At 39.1% G+C, this 23014-nt stretch carries 21 protein-coding genes; 14 read left to right on the plus strand and 7 right to left on the minus strand.

Features of this window, described 5'->3' with window-relative positions; translation table 11 throughout:
• Positions 1–143: 143 nt before the first annotated feature.
• Complete coding sequence (gene pckA, locus V3Z67_RS07440) at positions 144–1745, minus strand: phosphoenolpyruvate carboxykinase (ATP) (protein WP_330442701.1); 1602 nt, start codon at positions 1743–1745, stop codon at positions 144–146.
• Positions 1746–1824: 79 nt separating this feature from the next.
• Positions 1825–2211: a DUF423 domain-containing protein gene (locus V3Z67_RS07445; RefSeq protein WP_330442702.1), complete on the minus strand. Its 387-nt coding sequence runs from the start codon at positions 2209–2211 to the stop codon at positions 1825–1827.
• Between the two features lie 116 nt (positions 2212–2327).
• Here V3Z67_RS07445 and V3Z67_RS07450 point away from each other — a divergent pair, with 116 nt between their 5' ends.
• Positions 2328–3698, plus strand: coding sequence for a saccharopine dehydrogenase family protein (locus tag V3Z67_RS07450; protein ID WP_330442703.1), 1371 nt, complete (start codon positions 2328–2330; stop codon positions 3696–3698).
• 147 nt (positions 3699–3845) lie between these two features.
• Positions 3846–4316, plus strand: coding sequence for an Lrp/AsnC family transcriptional regulator (locus tag V3Z67_RS07455; protein WP_330442704.1), 471 nt, complete (start codon positions 3846–3848; stop codon positions 4314–4316).
• Positions 4317–4419: 103 nt separating this feature from the next.
• On the opposite strand, the gene V3Z67_RS07460 is transcribed toward V3Z67_RS07455, so the two are convergent.
• From V3Z67_RS07460 to V3Z67_RS07470, 3 genes are all read right to left on the minus strand, one after another.
• Complete coding sequence (locus V3Z67_RS07460; protein ID WP_330442705.1) at positions 4420–5121, minus strand: zinc metallopeptidase; 702 nt, start codon at positions 5119–5121, stop codon at positions 4420–4422.
• A 94-nt stretch (positions 5122–5215) separates the two neighbouring features.
• Positions 5216–5914 carry a hypothetical protein gene (locus V3Z67_RS07465; RefSeq protein WP_330442706.1) on the minus strand — a complete coding sequence of 233 codons (699 nt, stop codon included), beginning with the start codon at positions 5912–5914 and terminating at the stop codon, positions 5216–5218.
• Between the two features lie 386 nt (positions 5915–6300).
• Entirely contained in the window at positions 6301–9318 is a 3018-nt protein-coding gene (locus tag V3Z67_RS07470; protein WP_330442707.1) for a leucine--tRNA ligase, read from the minus strand.
• A 142-nt stretch (positions 9319–9460) separates the two neighbouring features.
• Between V3Z67_RS07470 and V3Z67_RS07475 the strand changes: the two genes are divergently transcribed.
• From V3Z67_RS07475 to V3Z67_RS07500, 6 genes are read left to right on the plus strand one after another with little or no spacing between them, the layout of a single operon-like run.
• Positions 9461–10330 carry a cell division protein FtsX gene (locus tag V3Z67_RS07475; RefSeq protein ID WP_330442708.1) on the plus strand — a complete coding sequence of 290 codons (870 nt, stop codon included), beginning with the start codon at positions 9461–9463 and terminating at the stop codon, positions 10328–10330.
• A gap of 42 nt (positions 10331–10372) precedes the next feature.
• Positions 10373–10660 carry a DUF3098 domain-containing protein gene (locus V3Z67_RS07480; RefSeq protein WP_330442709.1) on the plus strand — a complete coding sequence of 96 codons (288 nt, stop codon included), beginning with the start codon at positions 10373–10375 and terminating at the stop codon, positions 10658–10660.
• A 9-nt stretch (positions 10661–10669) separates the two neighbouring features.
• The gene (locus tag V3Z67_RS07485) at positions 10670–11455 is read left to right on the plus strand and encodes an undecaprenyl-diphosphate phosphatase (RefSeq protein WP_330442710.1); all 786 of its coding nucleotides are present in this window, start codon (positions 10670–10672) and stop codon (positions 11453–11455) included.
• Complete coding sequence (gene truB, locus V3Z67_RS07490) at positions 11455–12156, plus strand: tRNA pseudouridine(55) synthase TruB (protein WP_330442711.1); 702 nt, start codon at positions 11455–11457, stop codon at positions 12154–12156. The genes V3Z67_RS07485 and truB overlap by 1 nt, the downstream gene beginning before the upstream one ends.
• 19 nt (positions 12157–12175) lie before the next feature.
• A complete protein-coding gene (locus V3Z67_RS07495; protein WP_330442712.1) occupies positions 12176–12793 on the plus strand; it encodes a YiiX/YebB-like N1pC/P60 family cysteine hydrolase in 618 nt (205 codons plus the stop codon).
• A gap of 25 nt (positions 12794–12818) precedes the next feature.
• A complete protein-coding gene (locus V3Z67_RS07500; RefSeq protein WP_330442713.1) occupies positions 12819–13877 on the plus strand; it encodes a TlpA disulfide reductase family protein in 1059 nt (352 codons plus the stop codon).
• Positions 13878–13942: 65 nt separating this feature from the next.
• On the opposite strand, the gene V3Z67_RS07505 is transcribed toward V3Z67_RS07500, so the two are convergent.
• On the minus strand, positions 13943–14551 hold the full coding sequence (locus V3Z67_RS07505) for a thioredoxin family protein (protein WP_330442714.1): 609 nt from the start codon (positions 14549–14551) through the stop codon (positions 13943–13945).
• 98 nt (positions 14552–14649) lie between these two features.
• Here V3Z67_RS07505 and V3Z67_RS07510 point away from each other — a divergent pair, with 98 nt between their 5' ends.
• From V3Z67_RS07510 to V3Z67_RS07525, 4 genes are all read left to right on the plus strand, one after another.
• The gene (locus V3Z67_RS07510; RefSeq protein WP_330442715.1) at positions 14650–15429 is read left to right on the plus strand and encodes a patatin-like phospholipase family protein; all 780 of its coding nucleotides are present in this window, start codon (positions 14650–14652) and stop codon (positions 15427–15429) included.
• Positions 15430–15510: 81 nt separating this feature from the next.
• Entirely contained in the window at positions 15511–16218 is a 708-nt protein-coding gene (pyrH, locus tag V3Z67_RS07515; RefSeq protein WP_330442716.1) for a UMP kinase, read from the plus strand.
• A 22-nt stretch (positions 16219–16240) separates the two neighbouring features.
• A complete protein-coding gene (gene frr / locus V3Z67_RS07520; RefSeq protein ID WP_330442751.1) occupies positions 16241–16804 on the plus strand; it encodes a ribosome recycling factor in 564 nt (187 codons plus the stop codon).
• A 91-nt stretch (positions 16805–16895) separates the two neighbouring features.
• Positions 16896–19388, plus strand: a complete 2493-nt coding sequence (locus V3Z67_RS07525; RefSeq protein ID WP_330442717.1) for a DUF5686 family protein — start codon at positions 16896–16898, stop codon at positions 19386–19388.
• On the opposite strand, the gene V3Z67_RS07530 is transcribed toward V3Z67_RS07525, so the two are convergent.
• The gene (locus V3Z67_RS07530) at positions 19385–19711 is read right to left on the minus strand and encodes a DMT family transporter (RefSeq protein ID WP_035134507.1); all 327 of its coding nucleotides are present in this window, start codon (positions 19709–19711) and stop codon (positions 19385–19387) included. The two genes, V3Z67_RS07525 and V3Z67_RS07530, sit on opposite strands and share 4 nt — an antisense overlap.
• Positions 19712–19889: 178 nt before the next feature.
• On the opposite strand from V3Z67_RS07530, the gene asnS reads away from it, so the two are divergent.
• Both asnS and rpoN read left to right on the plus strand, forming a co-directional pair.
• Entirely contained in the window at positions 19890–21323 is a 1434-nt protein-coding gene (asnS, locus tag V3Z67_RS07535) for an asparagine--tRNA ligase (RefSeq protein ID WP_330442718.1), read from the plus strand.
• Between the two features lie 226 nt (positions 21324–21549).
• Complete coding sequence (rpoN, locus tag V3Z67_RS07540) at positions 21550–23013, plus strand: RNA polymerase factor sigma-54 (protein WP_330442719.1); 1464 nt, start codon at positions 21550–21552, stop codon at positions 23011–23013.
• Position 23014: the final 1 nt, after the last annotated feature.

The raw sequence follows: 23014 nt of genomic DNA on the forward strand, positions 1-23014 counted from the left end.
TACATTACACCAAACACACACAATACTACAAAAGCCGCTTTTTAAGCGGCTTTTTTTGTTTATACACGTTTCACTAACCTACTATAAAAGCAAAAAAAAGAGCCGTAAAAACGGCTCTTTTTCATTATTCTAAAATTTCCTGATTATGCCACTGGTGCACCTGCCATGATTTCATCATTAGCAAATTCTTCAAATTTGGCAAAGTTTTTCCTGAACGACTCGGCAAGCTCGTGTGCTTTTGCATCATAAGCATCCTTATCATCCCATGTAGTCCTTGGGTTTAACACCTCTGCAGGAACATTAGGGCAGGTTTGTGGTATCGCTAAGCCAAATACTTTATGTGTTTTGTAATCCACATTATCCAGCTCTCCGTTAAGAGCTGCAGTAATCATGGCTCTGGTATATTTTAATTTCATACGCTGACCCGTACCGTAAGCACCACCGGTCCATCCGGTATTAATAAGCCATACGTTAACGCCGGCTTCTTTCATTTTAGCGCTTAGCATTTCAGCATATTTTGTTGGGTGTAGCGGCATAAACGGCGCACCAAAACAAGCAGAGAAGTTAGGCACCGGCTCATTGATGCCTGCCTCCGTACCTGCTACCTTAGCTGTATAGCCCGAAATGAAGTGATAAGCAGCCTGACCCGGAGTTAACTTAGAAACCGGAGGCAGTACCCCAAACGCATCGGCAGTAAGGAAAAATATGTTTTTAGGATTTTCGCCGATAGATCCCGGCTGAATATTATCTATATGATATATTGGGTAGCTTACACGTGTATTAGGTGTGATTGAAATATCTTCAAAATCAACCTCTTTAGTACCTTCTTTAAAGATTACATTCTCTAAAAGCGCACCTTTTTTAATAGCCCTAAAGATATCCGGCTCGTTTTCTTCTGTTAGATTGATAACCTTCGCATAACAGCCTCCTTCAAAGTTGAAAATAGTATTTTCTTTAGTCCATCCGTGCTCATCGTCACCAATAAGCTTACGTGCAGGATCGGCAGAAAGTGTAGTTTTACCTGTACCTGAAAGACCGAAGAAAATAGCTGTATCACCTTTTTCACCTACATTAGCACTACAATGCATAGGTAAAGTATTTTTAAATACAGGAAGAATAAAGTTAAGCGCAGAGAAAATACCTTTTTTCATTTCTCCGGTATAACCTGTACCACCTATAAGAGCAATTTTTCTTGTGAAGTCTAGTATTGCAAAGTTATGCTGACGTGTTCCGTCTACAGCCGGATCGGCCATAAAGCCCGGTGCACATACCACATGCCATTCTGCATCAAAGTTCTCCAGTTCTGAATCTTCAGGACGAAGGAACATATTATAACAGAAAAGGTTTGACCATGCACATTCGGTAACCACCCTTACGTTCATTCTGTAATTGGGATCAGCACATACATAGCTATCCCTTACAAAAACTTCTTTTCCCGAAAGGTATTCGGTTACTTTATTATACAGTTTTTCAAATTTATCACTATCAAAAGGAATATTGACATTACCCCACCACACTTTATCTTCAGTAACACTGTCTTTAACTATAAAGCGGTCTTGAGGAGATCTTCCGGTGAACTCTCCGGTATTAATTGCCAGCGCCCCTGTAGAACTTTCGACACCCTGGCCTTTCTCTATCGTAATATCATGTAACTCATCCGGAGTTAACTGATACTTTACATTAGCATTTTTAATTCCCATTTTCTCTAACGAAATCGTTTTCGTAAAAAGGCCAAAATTACTCATAAGTTTTGTTATTAAGTTGCATTGTTTCAGGGGACAAAAGTATAAATTAAACTTTACAAAATAAAAAATTAAAACAAAATTATTGTTTTTGCTTCATTATCTGTAAAAATAATACTACCCAAGCACAAATTAATAATAATCCTCCAACAGGTGTTATAAAACCTATTGTTTTGAAATCGAACGAAAAAAGGCTGTTACACGATAAAAAATAGATAGATCCCGAAAAGAAAAACACCCCTACCGTTGTAAGTGTTAAAATTGTCTTTTTTGCCTTTTGTGTTAACATTGAAGTTGTCCCTACAAAAAGCAGGAATAATGCATGATATATTTGGTATTTTACCCCTGTATCAAAAGTAGCTATCTGTTCCGGCTCTATTAGTTTTTTAAGTCCGTGTGCTCCAAAAGCACCAAGCATAATACCTGTAGCTCCCAGTATTGCTGCAATGGCAATTGTTTTTCTATCCATGATTGTATTATTGTGAGGGTAAATTTAAAAAGTTTAACGCATTTATTTTGCCAAATAATTTTTATAAATATAACAAATTGCTACTTTCGTGTTATAATTAAAATAACCAAACTCAAATGAGGAATATATTAATAATTGGTGCAGGACGCTCTGCATCATCATTAATTAAATACCTTTTAGACAAATCAGAGACTGAAAACCTGCACCTTACTATTGCAGATCTTTCCCTTGAACTTGCCCTAAAGAAAACTGCAGGCCATCCTCGCGCCACAGCTATAGCTTTTGATATTTTTAATGCAGAACAACGTGATACACAATTAAGCAAAGCCGATATAGTAATATCCATGCTGCCGGCACATTTGCATTATGAGGTAGCTAAAGACTGTATTAAGCATAAAAAACACTTAGTAACCGCATCATATGTTAGCCCTGCCATGCAGGAGCTGGATACACTGGTTAAGGAAAACAATCTTGTTTTCATGAACGAGATAGGTCTTGACCCCGGTGTAGACCACATGAGTGCTATGAAGGTTATAAACGAAATTCGTGAGCAGGGCGGTAAAGTAATTTTATTTGAATCGTTTTGTGGCGGACTCGTAGCACCTGAAAGCGATAATAACCTGTGGAACTATAAGTTTACCTGGAACCCCCGCAATGTGGTACTTGCAGGACAGGGCGGAACAGCAAAATTTATTCAGGAAGGAACCTACAAATACATCCCTTACAATAAACTTTTCCGTCGTACAGAATTTATGGAAGTTGAAGGCTATGGCCGATTTGAAGGCTATGCCAACAGAGACTCTCTTAAATACCGTAGCGTGTATGGATTGGATGACGCCTTAACCTTATATAGAGGTACACTTAGACGTGTAGGCTTCTCTAAAGCATGGAACATGTTTGTACAACTGGGAATGACCGATGATTCATACATCATGGAAAACTCAGAGAACATGAGCTACAGGGAGTTTGTCAATTCTTTTCTACCTTACCACCCTAGTGATTCGGTTGAACTGAAATTAAGACACAGCCTAAAACTGGATCAGGATGATATACAGTGGGACAAACTGGTAGAGCTTGACATTTTTAACCCTAATAAAAAAGTGGGACTTATAGATGCCACTCCGGCTCAGATACTGGAAAAAATATTAAGTGATAAGTGGACTCTTAGCCCAGAGGATAAAGACATGATTGTTATGTATCACAAGTTTGGATACGAACTGAACGGAGAACGTAAACAAATCGATTCTACAATGGTATGCATAGGAGAGGATCAAACTTACACTGCAATGGCAAAAACAGTAGGTTTACCCGTAGCTATGGCAACCTTACAAATATTAAACGGTAACATTACCACAACAGGGGTACAAATACCTATAAATAAAGAAGTATACGAGCCAATATTAAAAGAACTTGAAGATTTTGGGGTCGTTTTTCACGAAAAACAAGTTCCATACATGGGCTACAATGCCAATAATGTAGTGAGCTAGACCTCCTTTACTAACTCAATATTTTTATAGCCTTTCCCACCGCCCCGGGAAAGGTTTTTTTATTTCCATTTTAAGCCGATATAATAAACACGACACATATTATCAATTGTAACCAAAAAACGTATATTTATATCAAACTGAAATGCTATGAAGATAAATTCGCTACAGATTGAAATAGACGGAATTGATAAAGAGATACTGCGCTACCTTATGGAAGATGCCCGTAAACCCATATTACAGATAGCTGCAAAAATAGGCATATCGGGCGCTGCCATTCACCAACGTTTACGCAAATTAGATCAGGCCGGAGTAATAGCCGGGTCAAAATTTATAGTGAATACCAAGGTTTTGGGCTACAGCACTATGGCGTTTGTGGGCATCTATCTTGAAAGAGCATCCAGTAATTTTGAAGCGGTTAAAGAGCTTAGAAAAATACCCGAAGTACTGGAATGTCATTATACCACAGGAAACTGGTCCATACTGATAAAAATGATATGCCGTGATAACGAACACTTAATGCAGCTGCTTAACAAAAAAATACAGCCTATTAGCGGAGTATCACGCACCGAAACCTTTATATCACTTGAACAGCAAATTGAAAGACAGATACAGTTATAAAAAAACTCATACTGTTTAGCATATATCTTTCAAAATAATAAGCATAAAAAAAACAGCCGGACTTAAAGATCCGGCTGTTTATCAAGATATATATAGACAGGGTTTAATCCCTGGAACCTCCAAATACCTGCAATGCCCAGTATAGCAACATGGCTAACGATCCAACAGCAGCAACCACATAAGTACGGGCAGCCCATTTTAATGAATCCTCGGCACCGGCATATTCCTGCTGGCTAAGCATGTTCTTACTTTTTAACCATGCAAGGGCACGATTACTGGCATCATACTCCACCGGCAATGTCACAAAGCTAAACAGTGTGGCAATAGCCATAAGTGCAACACCTAAAACAGCTATATAATACCCCATACCTATTTTAGCAGCAGCACCTAAAATCAACCCTAAAAATATAAGCATAGGTGCTAGGTTAGATGATATGCTTACCACAGGTACCATTTTAGACCTAAAAGTAAGCATACTGTATGCCGTAGCATGCTGAACGGCATGCCCTACCTCGTGTGCCGCAACTGCAGCGGCGGCAGCATTACGCTGATTATATACAGCTTCACTTAGGTTTACGGTTTTATCTGCGGGGTTATAATGATCGGTTAACCTACCGGCTACCGATACTACCTTTACATCATAGATACCATTATCCTGTAACATCTTCTGAGCGATTTCGGCACCACTCATACCATTCCTTAAGTGTACTTTTGAATAAAAAGCAAACTTACTCTTTAGTTTGGCACTAATAGCGTAACTAAACAAACCAATAATACCTAGTAAAATATAATATTGTAAATACATCGTTTTTTGATTTATATAGTAAATATATAGCAAAATTAAAGCCAATCTTACTCGAGATTGGCTTTAACTGTTATTTTGACATTTTATTAGGCTTTTACCATGCCCAAAGTGCTAATCTGACATAAAAAGTACCCAAACCGTTTTCTTTTACCGTATTCCCTACAGAGGCAAAATCCGACTTCCATTTACCGTTTGTAAGCCCAATATCATATCCGGCATTAATTCTTAAAGGAAACTCCGTATCTCTAAGAAAACCAAAAGCAACAGACGGACCAACATTTAGCAGTCCGCTTCTAAGTGAAGCATGGGAGTTGTTCATTGTGTTAGGAAGATCATCAAGGTCTACATAATTGTTTCTTGAAAACAGGTTTACATAATAAGATGTATATGACACATCTCCTCCGGCAGAAAACATAAAGTCCTTGTTTTCCCAAATCGTGTAATGCACCCTTAGCCTACTGCTGGTACCAATTGACTGTGTCCTGAAACCTCCGTCGTTCCTATCATAAAAACTTCCGGAAATCTCTACATCGGTATACATTTTAGAATCGGGAATATTAATGCGGAACCCAAGGGCAAATTCGGGAGTTGCTTCATCGATTTCGCGGAAACCGGCATTGGCAAGCTTGTCGTTAAGTTTAAATCCACTGTTAATATTTGCACCTAATGCAAAATAAAGGTAAACGGGTTTCTCTTTTTCGTTTGTAGTTGTTTCAGGCTGAGTTTCCTGAGCAAAGATTGACGATTGAACTCCAAAGCAGCAAAGGGCTGCAAATAGTAAGGCTTTTTTCATAGCATGATTGTTTATTTGGTTATTTGATTTTACCACTACCAAACTATGTGCTAAAATTCCTGTTAACACTAAAGCACATCTTTTTAGCACAGGTTGTTAGACCTTAAAAAGATTACTGATTAATTCAGAACGGCAGAGTAAAACACAAGTACTCTTTTGTCATTCTGAGGAACGAAGAATCTTGAACAGAATTAGATTCTTCACTACGCTGCGCTTCATTCAGAATGACAAAGCGAACTCCAGTACTCAAAGGTGTCATCCTGACGACAGGAAGGATTTATTTTTTTTATAGATTTCTCGACTCCACGATGTTTCGCTCGAAATGGAAAATAAAAAAACCGCAGCGAGAGCTGCGGTTTTCTATAACTTATGACCTTAAAAAAAGTTTATCCTACTATATTAATAATCTTGCCCGGAACAACAATTACCTTTTTAGGAGCACGCCCTTCAAGTTGCTGTACGGTACGCTCGTCGGCTAAAATAGTTTTCTCTATCTCAGGGACAGGCATATCCATAGGCAGTTCTATCTTAAAGCGCATTTTTCCGTTAAACGATACCGGGTATTCCTTACTGCTTTCCACAAGGTGTTCCGGATTGAATTTAGGGAACGGCACTTTAGCAATACTTCCCTGATGCCCTAACCTGTGCCAAAGCTCTTCGGCAATGTGTGGTGCATAAGGCGAAATAAGTATAGTAAACGGCTCAAGTATGGTACGCTCATGACATTTAATAGCCGAAAGCTCGTTAACGGCAATCATGAATGAACTTACCGATGTATTGAACGAGAAGTTCTCAATATCTTCCTGTACCTTTTTAATGGTTTTGTGAAGTATTTTGTATGCCTCCTTACTTGGCTGATTCGTATTAACAATAAGTCCGTTATCGTCAAAATACAGTTTCCATAGTTTTTTAAGGAAGCCCGAAACTCCTGTTATACCGGCAGTATTCCACGGCTTGGCCTGCTCTAACGGACCAAGAAACATTTCATACAACCTTAGAGTATCGGCACCATACTGCTCACAAATATCATCCGGGTTAACCACATTGTATTTTGACTTGGACATTTTTTCTACTTCGCGACCTACAATGTACTTACCGTTTTCATTTAAAATAAATTCGGCGTTAGCCAAGTCTTTATTCAGAGGGTCAATTCTAAACCTTTCAATATCTAATTCATCTGTAAGCCCCTGAAGTAAATTTATATCTACATGTCTTTTAAAAATTTTTGAAGAATTATATCTCACTTCAAAAGTCCAAGTTTCCTTATTACCGTATTTAGCCTCTAACCAATTCTCAATGGACTTAATCTCATTACCCTCACTTATATTTTCATAATCCTTTTCAGAAACTATAAAGAAAGTTGGTCTTGGTACATCAATAGCAATATTGCCGTCATTTTCTTTATTAACACATTTCAATAAGTACACATACACAAAAGCTGAATTACCCAAAATCATCCCTTGGTTTATCAGCTTTTTAAACGGCTCTTCCTGAGTAATAAATCCGCGGTCTTTTAAAAACTTATTCCAAAAACGGCTGTATAATAAGTGACCTGTAGCATGCTCGCTACCACCAATGTATAAGTCTACGCTTTCCCAGTACTCCTGTGCTTTTTTAGACACGAATTCCTCATCATTATGCGGGTCCATGTATCTTAGCCAGTACCATGAACTACCTGCCCAACCCGGCATAGTGTTTAACTCAAGCGAGAATACCGAAACATTATCAATAAGGTCGTTGCTTACCACTTTGTGTTCAACAACACTCCATGCCCACTCTTTAGAGTTCCCTAACGGTGGCTGCCCGTCTTCGGTTGGAAGATATTTCTCCACTTCCGGAAGGCGTATTGGTAAGTACTTATCCTCTATCATTTGCGGTAACCCGTTTACATAATAAACCGGGAACGGCTCACCCCAGTAACGCTGGCGCGAGAATACCGCATCACGAAGGCGGTAATTGGTTTTACCCTTACCCTGCCCTATATCTTCAAGCGCCTCAATAGCTGTTTTGGTCGCTTTTTTATAATCAAGTCCGTTTAAGAAATCAGAATCTTTTAGCTTCACGCCATCTTTGGCAGCATAAGCCTCTTCAGAAATATCAACTCCGTCAAAAATATTTTTGATTGGGATATTAAAGTGCTTCGCAAAATCATAATCACGCTGGTCTCCGGCAGGTACCGCCATAACAGCCCCCGTACCATAACCTGCAAGAACATAGTCACCAATCCAAACCGGAATAGGCTCCTTAGTGAAAGGATGCTCGGCATACGCACCGGTAAACACCCCTGATATGGTTTTTACATCGGCCATACGCTCGCGCTCACTCTTTCTTGAAGTAGCTTCTATGTATGCCTCAACCGCTGCCTTCTGTTCCGGAGTAGTAATTTTTGCTACCAGTTCATGTTCGGGTGCCAGTGTCATAAAGCTAACCCCAAAAATGGTATCAGGGCGCGTAGTAAATACATCTATCGCAAACTCTCCGGTATCATCACCCGTTAGCAGGTGAAGGAATTTATTATGATTTTCTTTTACTTTAAAGGTAACAGCAGCCCCAACCGATTTTCCAATCCAGTTACGCTGACTGTCTTTTAGCGAATCGGTCCAGTCGATAGTATCAAGCCCTTGTAGCAACCTTTCGGCATAAGCAGAAATTCTCATACTCCACTGCGTCATTTTTTTACGCACTACAGGATGTCCTCCCCTTTCGGAAACACCGTTTACAATTTCGTCGTTCGCCAAAACAGTACCTAAAGCCGGACACCAGTTCACTTCGGTCTCAGCAAGATAGGTAAGACGGTATTTTAATAATATTTTTTGCTGTTCCTCTCCGCTGTAACCTTTCCAATCGGCAGCAGTAAACAACGGGATATTATCATCACAAACCGCATTTACTTTTGTATTACCGTTTGCTTCAAACTCAATAACAAGTGCACGAATATCCTCTGCCTTGTTAGCATCGATATCAAACCACGAGTTGAACAGTTGGATAAATATCCACTGTGTCCATTTGTAATACTCAGGGTTAGATGTTCTCACCTCCCTGTCCCAGTCAAAAGAAAAGCCTATTTTATCCAGCTGCTCCCTGTAACGCGCAATATTGGTTTCGGTAGTTACAGCAGGGTGCTGCCCGGTTTGGATGGCATACTGTTCTGCCGGAAGTCCAAAACTGTCATATCCCTGTGGGTGCAGTACGTTAAAACCCTTATGACGTTTGTAACGTGCATAAATATCTGAAGCGATATAACCCAGCGGGTGCCCTACGTGTAATCCTGCCCCCGATGGGTAAGGAAACATATCAAGCACATAGTATTTCGGCTTATCAGAAACATCTTCTGCCATAAAAGTACCGTTCTCTGCCCAGTACTTTTGCCATCTGGCTTCAATTTCGTTAGGATTGTATTTCATTGTATCAGTCTAAAGTCAAAAGTTTGAAAGTCTTTAAGGAAGGCAAATTTACGCTTATTGTACGAAAGTCAAAACTTTGCCCGTTATAAACTATGTATAAACAAATACTTTATTTATTTTTACACCTAAAATTAATGTGTGTATGGCATCATCTTTTGAACAATTTCAAAAAAGGCGGTTGATTTCTTCATATTTCTCGGTTATATTAATCATTTTCATAGTACTTACCCTTTTAGGGGCATTAGGGCTTTTTGTTATTAATACAGAAAAGCTGTCGGGCTATGTTAAGGAGAATATTCCGCTTACGATTTATTTTAAGAGGGAGGCTAAAGACGAAAACATTAAAGCGTTTGGAAAGGAGCTTGAAACAGCAGAATACATTAAAAACTTTCACTACGTCTCTAAAAAGGAAGCAGCCGAAAAGAACAAGGATATTTTAGGTGACTTTGAAAGCCTTATCGAAAATCCGTTATTTGATTCTTACGACATCCACCTAAAAAGTGCTTACGTGCAACCCGACAGCATCAAAAAAATTGATGAGAAGTTTAGGAAAAACGAAATGGTTGCCGATGTAAGTTATGATGCCGTAGTGGTAGAAATGGCTAACGAAAACATTAAGAAAATAACTTTTTGGATACTGGTTATTAGTGGCGGACTTACCTTTGTAGCCATGCTGCTTATAAACAGTTCGCTTAGGCTATCCATATACTCACACCGTTTTACCATTAAAACCATGCAAATGGTAGGTGCAACAAAATCGTTCATCAGGAGGCCTTTTGTATGGAGAGGCATTAAACTGGGACTTATAGGCGCACTACTTGCCATAGGAGCTTTATTATGGCTGGTTAACTATGTAGACAGTAAATTACCATTCCTGGATATTTGGAAAGACTGGGTTCCTACAGCTATCGTAATGGGCGGTGTATTGGGCTTTGGTATAATAATCGCCGCCATTAGTACGTTCTTTGCTACGCAGCGTTTCCTTAACCTAAGGACAGACGATTTATATTAAGTAAACCGCAAAACCTAAAATTTTAAACCTGAAACAATTATTATGGGTAACGAGATAAAAACACATTTCCTTTTTGAAAAGGTAAACTACAAAATACTTTTAATAGGCCTTGGCGTTATTTTACTGGGCTTTATACTTATGGCCGGTGGCGGTAGCGACGACCCTAAAGTATTTAGTGATGCTATTTTCAACTTTAGGAGAATAAGGCTTGCACCTACTGTAGTACTTATTGGTTTTGGTGTTACCATTTATGCCATACTTAAAAACCCGAACGCTAAAAAAGACAGCAATTTCCCGGAAGACGCCGAAATTAAGAACTTCAAAAAATAATTACCCCTAATGGATTACTTACAGGCCATTATTATAGCCATCATTGAAGGCTTAACCGAGTATTTACCTGTTTCATCTACCGGACACATGATTATCGCTTCCTCCTTTTTCGGGATTGCAGGCGACGATTTCACCAAACTGTTTACCATAGTTATACAACTTGGCGCTATACTTTCGGTAATTGTACTTTACTTTAAACGTTTTTTCCAAACGGTAGATTTTTACCTAAAACTACTGGTAGCCTTTATGCCTGCCGTAGTACTTGGATTATTATTAAGCGACTTTATAGACAGCCTGCTGGAGAGTCCGCTAACGGTAGCCATATCACTGGTTATAGGCGGGGTTATCCTTTTAAAGGTAGACGACTATTTTGGCGATTCTGAGAATACCGAAATAAGCTATGTTACCGCATTAAAAATAGGATTCTTTCAGTGTATTGCCATGATACCGGGTGTATCCAGGAGTGGTGCCAGTATTGTAGGCGGTATGTCACAAAAACTTTCGCGCAAGGCTGCTGCCGAATTCTCTTTCTTCCTGGCAGTACCTACCATGTTTGGCGCAACAGCAAAAAAATCATTTGATTACTATAAAGCCGGATTTGAACTTACCGGAGATCAGGTAAACCTGCTTATCATTGGTAACATAGTTGCCTTTATTGTAGGTACACTAGCCATAAAAACCTTTATTAATTACCTTAGCCGACATGGCTTTAAAGTGTTTGGTTACTACAGGATTATTGCCGGACTGGCAGTAATTATAATACATTACTTTATTCACCCACTTACTATTATTTAATGACGGCAGAAAGTTTTCAGGAAGGACAGGTAGTATTGATTGACAAACCACTGCAATGGAGTTCGTTCCAGGCAGTGAATAAAGTAAAGTGGGCCCTTAAAAAAAACTTAGGTTTAAAAAAGATAAAAGTAGGCCATGCCGGGACTCTTGACCCTCTGGCTACCGGACTACTTATTATATGTACCGGAAAATTCACCAAACGCATCCCCGAGTTACAGGGCATGGTAAAGGAATATACCGGAACTTTCCATATTGGAGCCACTACCCCTTCGTATGATTTGGAAACAGAAGTAAATGCCACCTTCCCAACCGAACATATAACTGAAGAACTGATACTGGAAACCACAAAACAGTTTACCGGTGAGATAGACCAGAAACCACCTGTTTTTTCGGCGATTAAAAAAGACGGAAAACGCCTGTACGAACACGCCCGAAAAGGTGAAGAGGTAGAAATTGCTTCCCGCAAGGTTACCGTACATGAGTTTGAAATTACCCGAGTAGCACTACCCGAAATAGATTTCAGGATTGTTTGCAGCAAAGGGACCTATATCCGCTCTATCGCTAACGATTTTGGAGCAGCCATGCAAAGCGGTTCGCATCTAACGGCACTACGCCGCACCAAAATAGGCGAGTTCTCGGTAGAGGATGCGATTTTACCCGATGCTTTTGAAACTATGGTTAAAGAGCGGAATAACGAATAGCTTTAGATATCTTTGCAGCATGAAAAAAGTAATATTCTTTTTACTCTTAGCTGCAAATTCCCTTTTTGCACAAAACATAAAACTTAAAGACGGCGATCTTATTTTTCAGGATATGGATTGCGGTCCGTTATGTGATGCCATAGAGGCTGTTACCGAAGGCTATAAAGGAAACGACTTTAGCCACATGGGTATGGTATACCACCGCAACGATACCATTTATATTATTGAAGCTGCCGGAACTGCTGTTCGCCTTACGCCGCTGGAAAAATTTTCAAAAAACACTTCAAAACCTATGTATGTAGGAAGGCTAAAAAGGAAATACCTCAAGCTTATCACTAAGACTATTGACTTTTCCCTTAATCAGATTGGTATCCCCTATGACGATGAGTATGTATATGACAACGGCGCCTACTATTGCAGCGAACTCATTTATGATGCCTTTAAGTTTGCCAACAACGGAACTCCGTTTTTTGAATTACAACCCATGACCTACAAAGAACCCGGCACAAACGATTATTTCCCTGCCTGGGTAGAATACTACAAAAGCATTAATGCCGATATACCCGAAGGGTTACCGGGATGTAATCCGGGTGGAATATCAACTTCTAACAAGATTAAAGTGATTTCTACGTTATAAGATAGAAACCAAATCAAAAACCATAATGAAACACATCTTCAAAACAATCCTTGCCTTACTAATTGTATCTACAACAACATTAATAAGCTGCAATGAAAAAGAGCAAAAACCTATAGGTGAAAAATTCACTTTAACAGGTAAACTTCTAACACCATACAGCGACACTATCTTTTTTTCATACGGCAGCAAAAAAGACTGCACCGTTGTAAAAAACAACACTTTTAGATTTGAAGGCACACTTGACAATATTGATCAGGGAGAAGCTTTTCTTCACCTAAAAACCCCGGGAAACTTAGGTGTTATTTTTTTAGATAAAGGAAACATTACCGTTGATTTCGACTACATCACTAAAGAAATTGACAGTATTAATTATACATTTCTGCAAACCAAGAAAATAGAAGGTTCATTAAACCATAAAATATGGGATAACTATACTGCTTTTTGGCGGAAAAACCATAAAAAAAACAACTATGGAGACCTTATAATGCAACAGCTTAAAAAGAACATAGACTCGTTCCCCGAATCTCCTATACTTGGCAGAATTTTACATTTAAACTCAGACAGTGTATTAAACACTTCTCAGATTAAAGAAATAAAAAGCCTCATTGACACTACTACAATGTATAGCAATGACTTAAGAATTATCAACATTACATTAAACACAAAAAAAAGAACACAAAAAGGCACTCCGGTAGAAAACTTCACACTAAAGAATACTGAGGGTAAAACAGAAAACTTTTATACTCCAAACAACAAATTCACCATTGTAGATTTTTGGGCATCGTGGTGCGGCCCCTGTAGAAGAGAAAATAAAAAATTACCTGAACTGGCTAAAAAATACGGCGATAAGCTGGAAATAATAACCATTTCGATAGATGATGAAGAAGACGAATGGAAAAAAGCTATTGAAAAAGACGGATTGATTTGGAAAAACTATATTACCGAGAACGATTGGGATTCTGAAATATGTGACTATTACGGAATCACATCAATACCATCAAAAATACTTATTGATAAAAACGGTAATTTTTTAGGATACAACTTAAGCTATGAGCAAATAGACAAAATACTGGAAAAGCAATAAGAGATCCTTCTTGCCGTCAGGATGACAAAATAAGAAAGTCCGCTCAATGAGCGGACTTTCTTATTTTACATATTCTCTGCGTTTTCAAGCAGTAGTGTTATCTCTTTCATGGTGCTTTCACCTTTATCGTGCAAATACCATTTTTGCAGTTCGGTTTTAGCCTCCTGGTCAATAACACCGTGCTGTTCCTTATAATCCCTTATCAGCTTTGCTGCATCGTAAGGTCTTGGTCCCCAGCTTCCGCGGGCAATATGGGTATCTTTTTCCACTAACACCAGCTTTGGTATAGACCTCGCCCCGTTAGTTAAATACTCGTTCATTAGTTCGTCGTTATCATCACGAAGCACTATTTCCAGCTCCAGCTTATCGGTCTCATTAGCCATCTTGTTTATAACCGGCACTATCTGTGCCGCATCGCCACACCAGCCTTCAGATATTACAAGCAGTACATGCTCTTTTTTAAGCTTGCTCAGTCTTTCCTTAATATCATCTGTCAGCTTAATGGTTTTATCAAGACGATTCATCCTTACTTCATTAAGCGAACTGTAATTGGTTAAATCTTCTGATTGTGTTGCCCCTGTAGACAGTCCGTCCTGAAGAAGCAACCCCATATGGTTTCGGTACTCTGAATAAGAATAACTGTTATCCAGACTTTTTTCTATTAGTGTACTCATAATATAAATTTGTGCAAAAGTAAATTACTTTTTGCAATAGCAAAAAAGAAGCCATCTAATAAAAAACTGTAATTTAGTCAGGTAATTCTAATCACACCATGAAATTTGACAACAGCACTATAGGCCTTATTTTTTCGGGGGGAGGCTCAAAAGGTATAGCCCACGCAGGCGTACTTAAATTTTTTGATGAAATAGGGATAAAACCATCTCACCTGGCAGGCACCAGTTCGGGTGCTATTGTGTCATCCCTCTACGCTCATGGCAAATCGCCCGAAGAGATACTGGAATTTTTTAAATCCATATACTTTTTCCACTGGAAACACTTTACCTTCCGTAAGGCAGGTTTTATAGATTCAGAAGCTTTTAAAAGTTATTTTCATTCGGCCTTTGGCGAAACTCTTATCGGGGAAATGAAATACCGCATGCACATTACTGCAACCGATTTGGTTTCGGGCAAGCTTAAAATCTTCGGTCCGGAAACAAAAATTGCTGATGCCGTACTGGCATCATCTGCTTTTCCGGGTATTATATCACCTTATGAGATAGACGGTAAAATATACAGCGACGGCGGCATTATAAACCATTTCCCTACCGATGTATTGCAGGGACGTTGTGAAACCCTTATAGGGATATACGTTAGCCCTATACAAAAAATTGGTGCTGACGATTTGAAATCCATCAAAACAGTAACCACCCGTGCTTACGATTTGCTTTCGGCAAACAGCAACATGCAAAAGTTCACCCTATGCGATTGGGTTATCAGTCCCGATGAGCTTGCCCTGTATAGTACCTTTGAAACCAACAAGCAAAAAATGGAAGAAATTTTCAATATCGGGTACGAATCGGCAAAAAAATCCTATGAGGAGCTCATTGCGTAAATACCTATCATAAGCAGGGGTTAAAATTCTGTTTTAAGAAAAACAATAATTACTATATTTGCACCAGTCAAATATTACCCTATGAAATACAAAAGAATCCTGTTAAAGCTAAGCGGCGAAGCCCTTATGGGCGACAGGCAGTATGGCATTGATCCTAAAAGACTTGCCGAATATGCCCACGAGATAAAACAAATACACGATAAAGGTGTTGAAATAGCAATCGTTATTGGAGGCGGTAACATTTTTAGAGGTGTTTCCGGAGCCAGCAACGGTATGGACAGGGTTCAGGGAGATTACATGGGAATGCTAGCTACCGTTATTAACGGTATGGCATTACAGGGAGCTCTTGAAGATGCCGGTATGCAAACCAGGCTGCAAACTGCCCTTAAAATTGAAGCTATCGCAGAACCTTATATTAAGAGACGTGCTGTACGCCACCTTGAAAAAGGAAGAATTGTAATTTTTGGAGCCGGTACAGGTAACCCATACTTTACTACCGATACGGCTGCAGTACTAAGAGGTGTGGAAGTACATGCCGATGTAATATTAAAAGGTACACGTGTTGACGGTATTTATACTGCTGACCCGGAAAAAGACGCTAGTGCCACTAAATATGACACGCTTACTTTTGAAGACGTACTTCAAAAAGGGCTTAATGTAATGGATACAACTGCCTTTACACTTAGCCAGGAAAACGAATTGCCTATTATAGTGTTTGATATGAACAAGGAAGGCAACTTAGTAAAAGTATGCGAAGGTGATACTGTAGGAACTACAGTAAGCGTTTAACTAAAAACTGAAAAGAAACAGCATTATGGAAGAAATAGATTTTATTTTAGATAGCAGCGAAGAATCAATGAAAGGATCTCTTAGCCACCTTGAAAAAGAATTCCTTAACATCCGTGCGGGTAAAGCAAGTCCTGCCATGCTTGGTAGTGTAAAAGTAGATTACTACGGTTCTCAAACACCTCTTTCTCAGGTTGCAAACGTTAACACTCCCGATGCAAGAACCTTAACGGTTACACCATGGGAAAAAGCTATGCTACAGCCTATTGAAAAAGCAATTATGATTGCTAACCTTGGTTTTAACCCAATGAACAATGGTGAAAACATCATCATTAACATCCCGGCTTTAACTGAAGAAAGAAGAAGGGACCTTGTAAAGCAGGCTAAAGCGGAAGCAGAAGATGCTAAAATTGGCGTAAGAAATGCCCGTAAAGACGCTAACACCGAAATCAAGAAACTTGAAAAAGACGGAACATCTGAAGATGTTTGTAAAAAAGCAGAAGACGATATACAGGAGCTTACCAATGCTTACATTAAGAAAATAGATGATCTGTTGGCTCACAAAGAGGCCGAGATTATGAAAGTATAAGTTTTTAAGGTCCGCTGGTAACAGCGGACTCTTTGTTTATACTATCTTTGTAACAATTTTACGTATTGCGCGTTTAGCTTTAAAAACCCCTATGAGAGTTATTACCGTCCTGCTTTTTTTGTTCAGCATGGCTGCCAACGCCCAGTTTACAATAACCGGGATAGTTAAGGACGGCAGTACCAACTCACCGCTTCCTTTTGCTACTATAAAAACAGAGGAAAGCAATACCGTTATTGGTGACCTTGACGGCAAATTCATAATAGAAAGTAAAACCAGGCAACAAAGCATAACCATTACCTACACCGGTTATGAAGCCAAAACCATTAAAACACGCAGCGGTAAAAGATTTTACACCGTATCCCTAAAAGCAAAGGCAAACGAACTGGAAGAACTGGTTATTAACCAAACCAACAAGGCTACAACCATAATAAAACATGCTATCAGGATTAAGGAAAGCAACGATCCGCAGTTAAAACTAAACAGTTTTAAATACAAAACCTACAACAAACTTATTGTTACTGCAAATCCCGATTCCATCAGTTCAAAACTGGATTCAATTTACCTGTATGAAAAAACCGGACGCAGGATACTGAAGATAGACTCGACCGACTATAAATTCAAAAAGCTGATTGAAAAGCAACACCTGTATCAAACCGAAAAGATATCAGAGTTCAGCTATACCAAAAAAGACGGACTTAAAGAAAATATACTTGCCGCGCGTATGGCCGGGTTCAAACAACCAGTATACGAGTTTATAGGCCTTAGCCTGCAATCTTACTCGGTTTACAATGATGTAGACTTACTGGAAACAAAATACAGGGGACCTTTATCATACAATGCACTTTTAGAATACAAATACAGAATACTCGACACGGTATACATAGACAACCGTAAAACATTCATGATCTATTTTACCCCAAAACGGGCCAACAAGAAAAAAAGGCTTGACGGACTGGTATACATAGACAGCAATACATTTGGCGTTGCAAAAGCGGTTTTCAGGGTGAAAAATGTACTGGATATAACCTCTACCCACCTATTTAAGTTTGAGGAAGAACAAGGCATTTGGTTTCCCGACAGGAAAACACTTAAAATAGTAAAGGGTAACAACCGCGAAGACATAAACATACTGGGTGAGACCATTAAATTTGATGCTATAAACAGTACGAATTCCGACAGGGATAAGGAACCATCTGACTTTGTTTATGTATATTCTGAATCCATTAATTCCGATAAGGAATTCAACATCCCGTTAACAATTAAAAGGCCGGCTATTGCTATAGAGATAAATGAAGAAGCCATAACACGCCCCGAAAGTTACTGGACACAACACAGAGCTGATACACTGGACGAACGCAGTATCAAAACCTACCCTGCACTGGATAGTATTTTAACCAAGGAAAGGATAGAACAGTTTATTAACTTAGGCAAAAGAGTTATTACCGGATACCTGCCTGTTGGCTTTTTTGACTTTGACCTGAGACAAATTATAAAATACAACAACTACGAAGGCGTGAGGTTTGGTGTAGGTGGAATAACCAACAATAAATTCTCTGAAGTATTTAGGATCAGTACTTATGGTGCTTATGGTACCAAAGACGGACAATTTAAATACAATCTTGGCGGAGCTGTACGATTAGGGCGTTTTTCAGACTCATGGATTGGAGGCTCCTTTACCGAAGATGTACAGGAAATAGGTAGTACCAATTTTGCTACCGATAAGCGGGTATTTAAAATATATGACCCCCGCCCTATAAACGTTTCCACTTTTTACAAATACCGAAAGTGGCACGGGTATATAGAAACCAAAATAATACCTAAAACCGAAAGTCGATGGGGTTTTAGCCGCACTAGTGTAGAACCCCGTTTCGATTACGCCTTTAATACCAACGGACAATTATACACAAAGTACAACCTCAGCACCTTTGAGGCTGCCCTGCAATGGAATCCGTTTAGTGATTTTATGCAGACACCCGAAGGGCGTATAGAGGTAGAAAAACGATTCCCTAAATTCACATTCCAGTACACTCAGGCAGTAACAGGACTATTTGAAAGTGATTTCACCTTTGGGAAGCTCGATTTCAGGACAGAATACGAGAGAAAATACATTAACGGACAAAAAACATCATTAGTTATACAGGGAGGCTTAGCCATGGGCGATACTCCTATCACTCACCTGTACAGTACCTCGCCAAACAACCTGGATAAAGACGGCGTTATAGCCCGTATTACCTTTGCCGGTAAAAACAGTTTTGAGACCATGTATTTTAATGAATTCTTCTCTAGCCAGTATGCCATGTTTCAGGTAAAACATGCTTTTAGAAGATTAAATCTTTTTGGCGATATTAAGCTTAGTCCGGTACTGGTAACCCGAGGCGTTTGGGGTAACATGGAAAGTCCGGAAAAACATATAGGACAACCGTACAACACGCTCGAAAAAGGCTACTATGAAAGTGGCATGGAGTTTAATGAAATATTTAAAGGACTTGGATTAACCGCCTTTTACCGTTATGGCCCTTATCATTTACCGGAGTTTGACCGTAACATATCCATCAAGCTATCATTTGTATTCAGCCTGTTTTAGTGCGAAACAAATTTTAACCCTATTATAGAAGCTATAAGTGTAGTTATAAAGAAAAGCCTCCAGAAATCGGCAGGTTCTTTAAACACAACAATCCCTACTAAAACCGTACCTACTGCCCCTACCCCGGTCCATACCGCATAAGCAGTACCAATAGGCAGTGTTTGGGTAGCTTTATACAATAAAAACATACTAATAGCAAGGCATACAAAAAAACCACCCATCCATAATTGAGAGGCAGTTCCGGTCGTCTCTTTAGCCTTACCAAGGCAGGATGCAAAGCCTACTTCAAAAAGCCCTGCTATTACAAGTAAAATCCAGTTCATGGCACTATTGTTTAAACAAAGTCAAAGATACTACTTTAAGACAAGGTAAAGTTTTCCAAATTATGGTTTTAATATTTACACCTTTTTGTTGTTTTTACTACATTTGCAGGCATTTGCTTTTTGAAAAACATCAAAACGCAGCTGATTTCCAGTTTATTCTATTTAATTTATTATAAAAATGAAACACACAAAAGTTAAAGACCTGTTGAATAGCACCAACACGATTGATGAAGTATCAGTAAAAGGATGGGTAAGAACTTTTAGAAATAATCAGTTTATAGCACTGAACGATGGTTCGGTTATACATAATATCCAATGCGTTGTTGACTTTGAAAACACTCCGGAAGAAACCTTAAAACGTATCACTACCGGAGCTGCAGTTGCCATTAAAGGTAGCCTTGTGGAAAGCCAGGGTAAAGGACAGAAATATGAGATAAAAGTTTCGCAGGTAGAAATTTTAGGAGACAGCGACGCTGAGAAATTCCCTATGCAGCCTAAAAAACACTCTCTTGAGTTTTTAAGAGAAAACGCACACCTTAGAACGCGTACTAATCTTTTTGGAGCTATTATGAGAGTACGTTCGGTACTATCATTTGCTATCCACCAGTATTTTCAGGAAAAAGGATTTGTATATGTAAACACACCTATCATTACCGGTAGTGATGCCGAGGGAGCAGGTGAAATGTTCAAGGTTACCGCATTACCGTTTGATAACACTCCACGTACAGAGGAAGGCAAAGTAGACTATAAAGAAGATTTCTTCGGTAAAGAAACAAACCTTACCGTATCAGGTCAGCTAGAGGCAGAAACTTTTGCTATGTCGTTAGGACAGGTATATACATTCGGTCCTACTTTCCGTGCTGAAAACTCTAACACATCACGCCACCTTGCCGAATTCTGGATGGTTGAGCCTGAAGTTGCATTTAACGACCTTGATGCTAACATGGATCTTGCAGAAGATTTTATCCAGTATGTTATTAAATATGCAATGGAAAGATGTGAGGATGATCTTAAGTTCCTGGACGAGCGCCTTGCGGCAGAAGAAAAGCAGAAGCCACAAAACGAGCGTAGCGGTATGGGGCTTTTAGAGAAACTTCAGTTTGTACTGGAAAACAACTTTAAGCGTGTTAGCTATACAGAAGCTATTGACATCCTTAAAAACTCTAAACCTAACAAGAACAAAAAGTTCAACTATATTATTGAAGAATGGGGTGCCGACCTACAAAGTGAGCACGAGCGTTACCTAGTAGAGAAACACTTTAAATCTCCGGTAATTCTGTTTGATTATCCTGCTAAGATCAAAGCATTCTATATGCGCCTTAATGACGACAACAAAACCGTTCGTGCTATGGACATTCTTTTCCCTGGTATTGGAGAAATTGTTGGTGGTTCACAAAGAGAAGAACGTCTTGACGTGCTTCAGCAAAAAATTGCAGAGCTTGGTATCGACGAGGAAGAACTATGGTGGTATCTTGACACACGTCGTTTCGGTACTGCTGTACACAGTGGTTTCGGACTTGGTTTTGAGCGTTTAGTACTGTTCGTTACCGGTATGAGTAACATTCGCGACGTGATTCCTTTCCCAAGGACTCCGCAAAACGCTGAGTTTTAATTTCAAGAAATTAGTATTGAGAATTGAGATATTAGAATATAGAAAAAGCCCTGCAGGATATTGCAGGGCTTTTTTAATACATTGTATTAATAAGATATGTAAGACATATACCTCTATATCAAAAATTATACCTTTTTTTATTTCAATTATAATTTTTTCTAAAAATTTAGCGTTTTAAAAGGGCTTTTTTGTACTTTTATAATTCATAAAACTCTATGTTTTTACTATGCTCAAACAGAATTTACAATTAAAATTATCTCAGAAATTATCGCCACAGCAAATTCAGCTGATGAAGCTGATACAATTGCCAACGCAGGCATTTGAGCAACGCCTTAAAGAAGAAATGGTAGAAAATCCGGCATTGGAAACAGGTAAGGAAGACCAATATGAGGCTGATGAGTTTGGCAATGACGACTATGATGATTATGACGACTATGATAACGAAAGGATAGAAGCCGACGATATTAACATAGACGAATACCTTAGTGACGACGAAATACCCAACTATAAATTACAAACCAACAACTACAGTGACGACGACGAAGAGCGCACCATGCCTTATGCCGCACCTGTTAGTTTCCATCAAAGCCTTAGCGACCAGCTTAACACTTTTATACTAAGTGATAACGAGAGGGATATTGCCGAGTTTTTAGTAGGCAGTATAGACGATACCGGATACATTCGCAGGAGTGTGGACGACATTGTGGATGATATGGCCTTTACACAGGGTATTTACACAGACAGCCAAACTGTAGAAAACATACTACACATAATACACCAGCTGGAACCGGCAGGAGTTGGCGCACGCGACCTGCAGGAGTGCCTGCTGTTACAGCTAAAACATAAAACCCCTACCGAGTCTATTGACCTGGCTATAGATATATTGGAAAATCAGTTTGATGCCTTTACCAAAAAGCATTACGACAAACTGTTGCAGAAATATGACATCAGTCAGGATCAGCTTAGAAAAGCTATAGACGAGATAGAAAAGCTAAACCCTAAACCGGGTGGGGCTTACGAAAGTAACTCTAAAGTTGTGGAACATGTTGTTCCTGATTTTTCTATAAGAATTGTGGACGGCGAACTGGAACTTTCCCTTAACGGAAGAAATGCTCCGGAACTGCACGTGTCTAAAGATTATCAGGAAATGCTGCAAAGCTACAAGGAGTCAAAAGACAGATCTAATCAGCAAAAGGATGCAGTACAGTTTATTAAACAAAAACTGGATTCAGCAAAGTGGTTTATAGACGCTATAAAACAACGTCAGGAAACCCTTTTTGTCACCATGAATGCCATTATGCATTATCAGGAAGAATATTTCCTTGACGGTGATGAAACCAAACTGAAACCGATGATCCTTAAGGATATTGCCGATATGGTGGGGCTTGATATTTCTACTGTTTCTCGTGTAGCAAACAGTAAGTATGTAGAAACCCCTTATGGTACCAAGCTGATTAAGGAATTCTTCTCTGAAGCTATGAAAAACGATCAGGGAGAAGATGTATCTACCATTGAAATCAAGAAAATACTTCAAAACGTTATAGACGAAGAGGACAAGAGAAAACCATTACCGGATGACAAGCTTGCCGAAATACTAAAAGAAAAAGGCTACCCTATAGCCAGAAGGACTATTGCAAAATACAGGGAGCAACTGGATATCCCGGTAGCCAGAATGAGAAAGAGGATTTAAT

Origin of the sequence: Flavobacterium sp. C4GT6, from assembly GCF_036347315.1 — a bacterium.
Lineage (GTDB): Bacteria > Bacteroidota > Bacteroidia > Flavobacteriales > Flavobacteriaceae > Flavobacterium.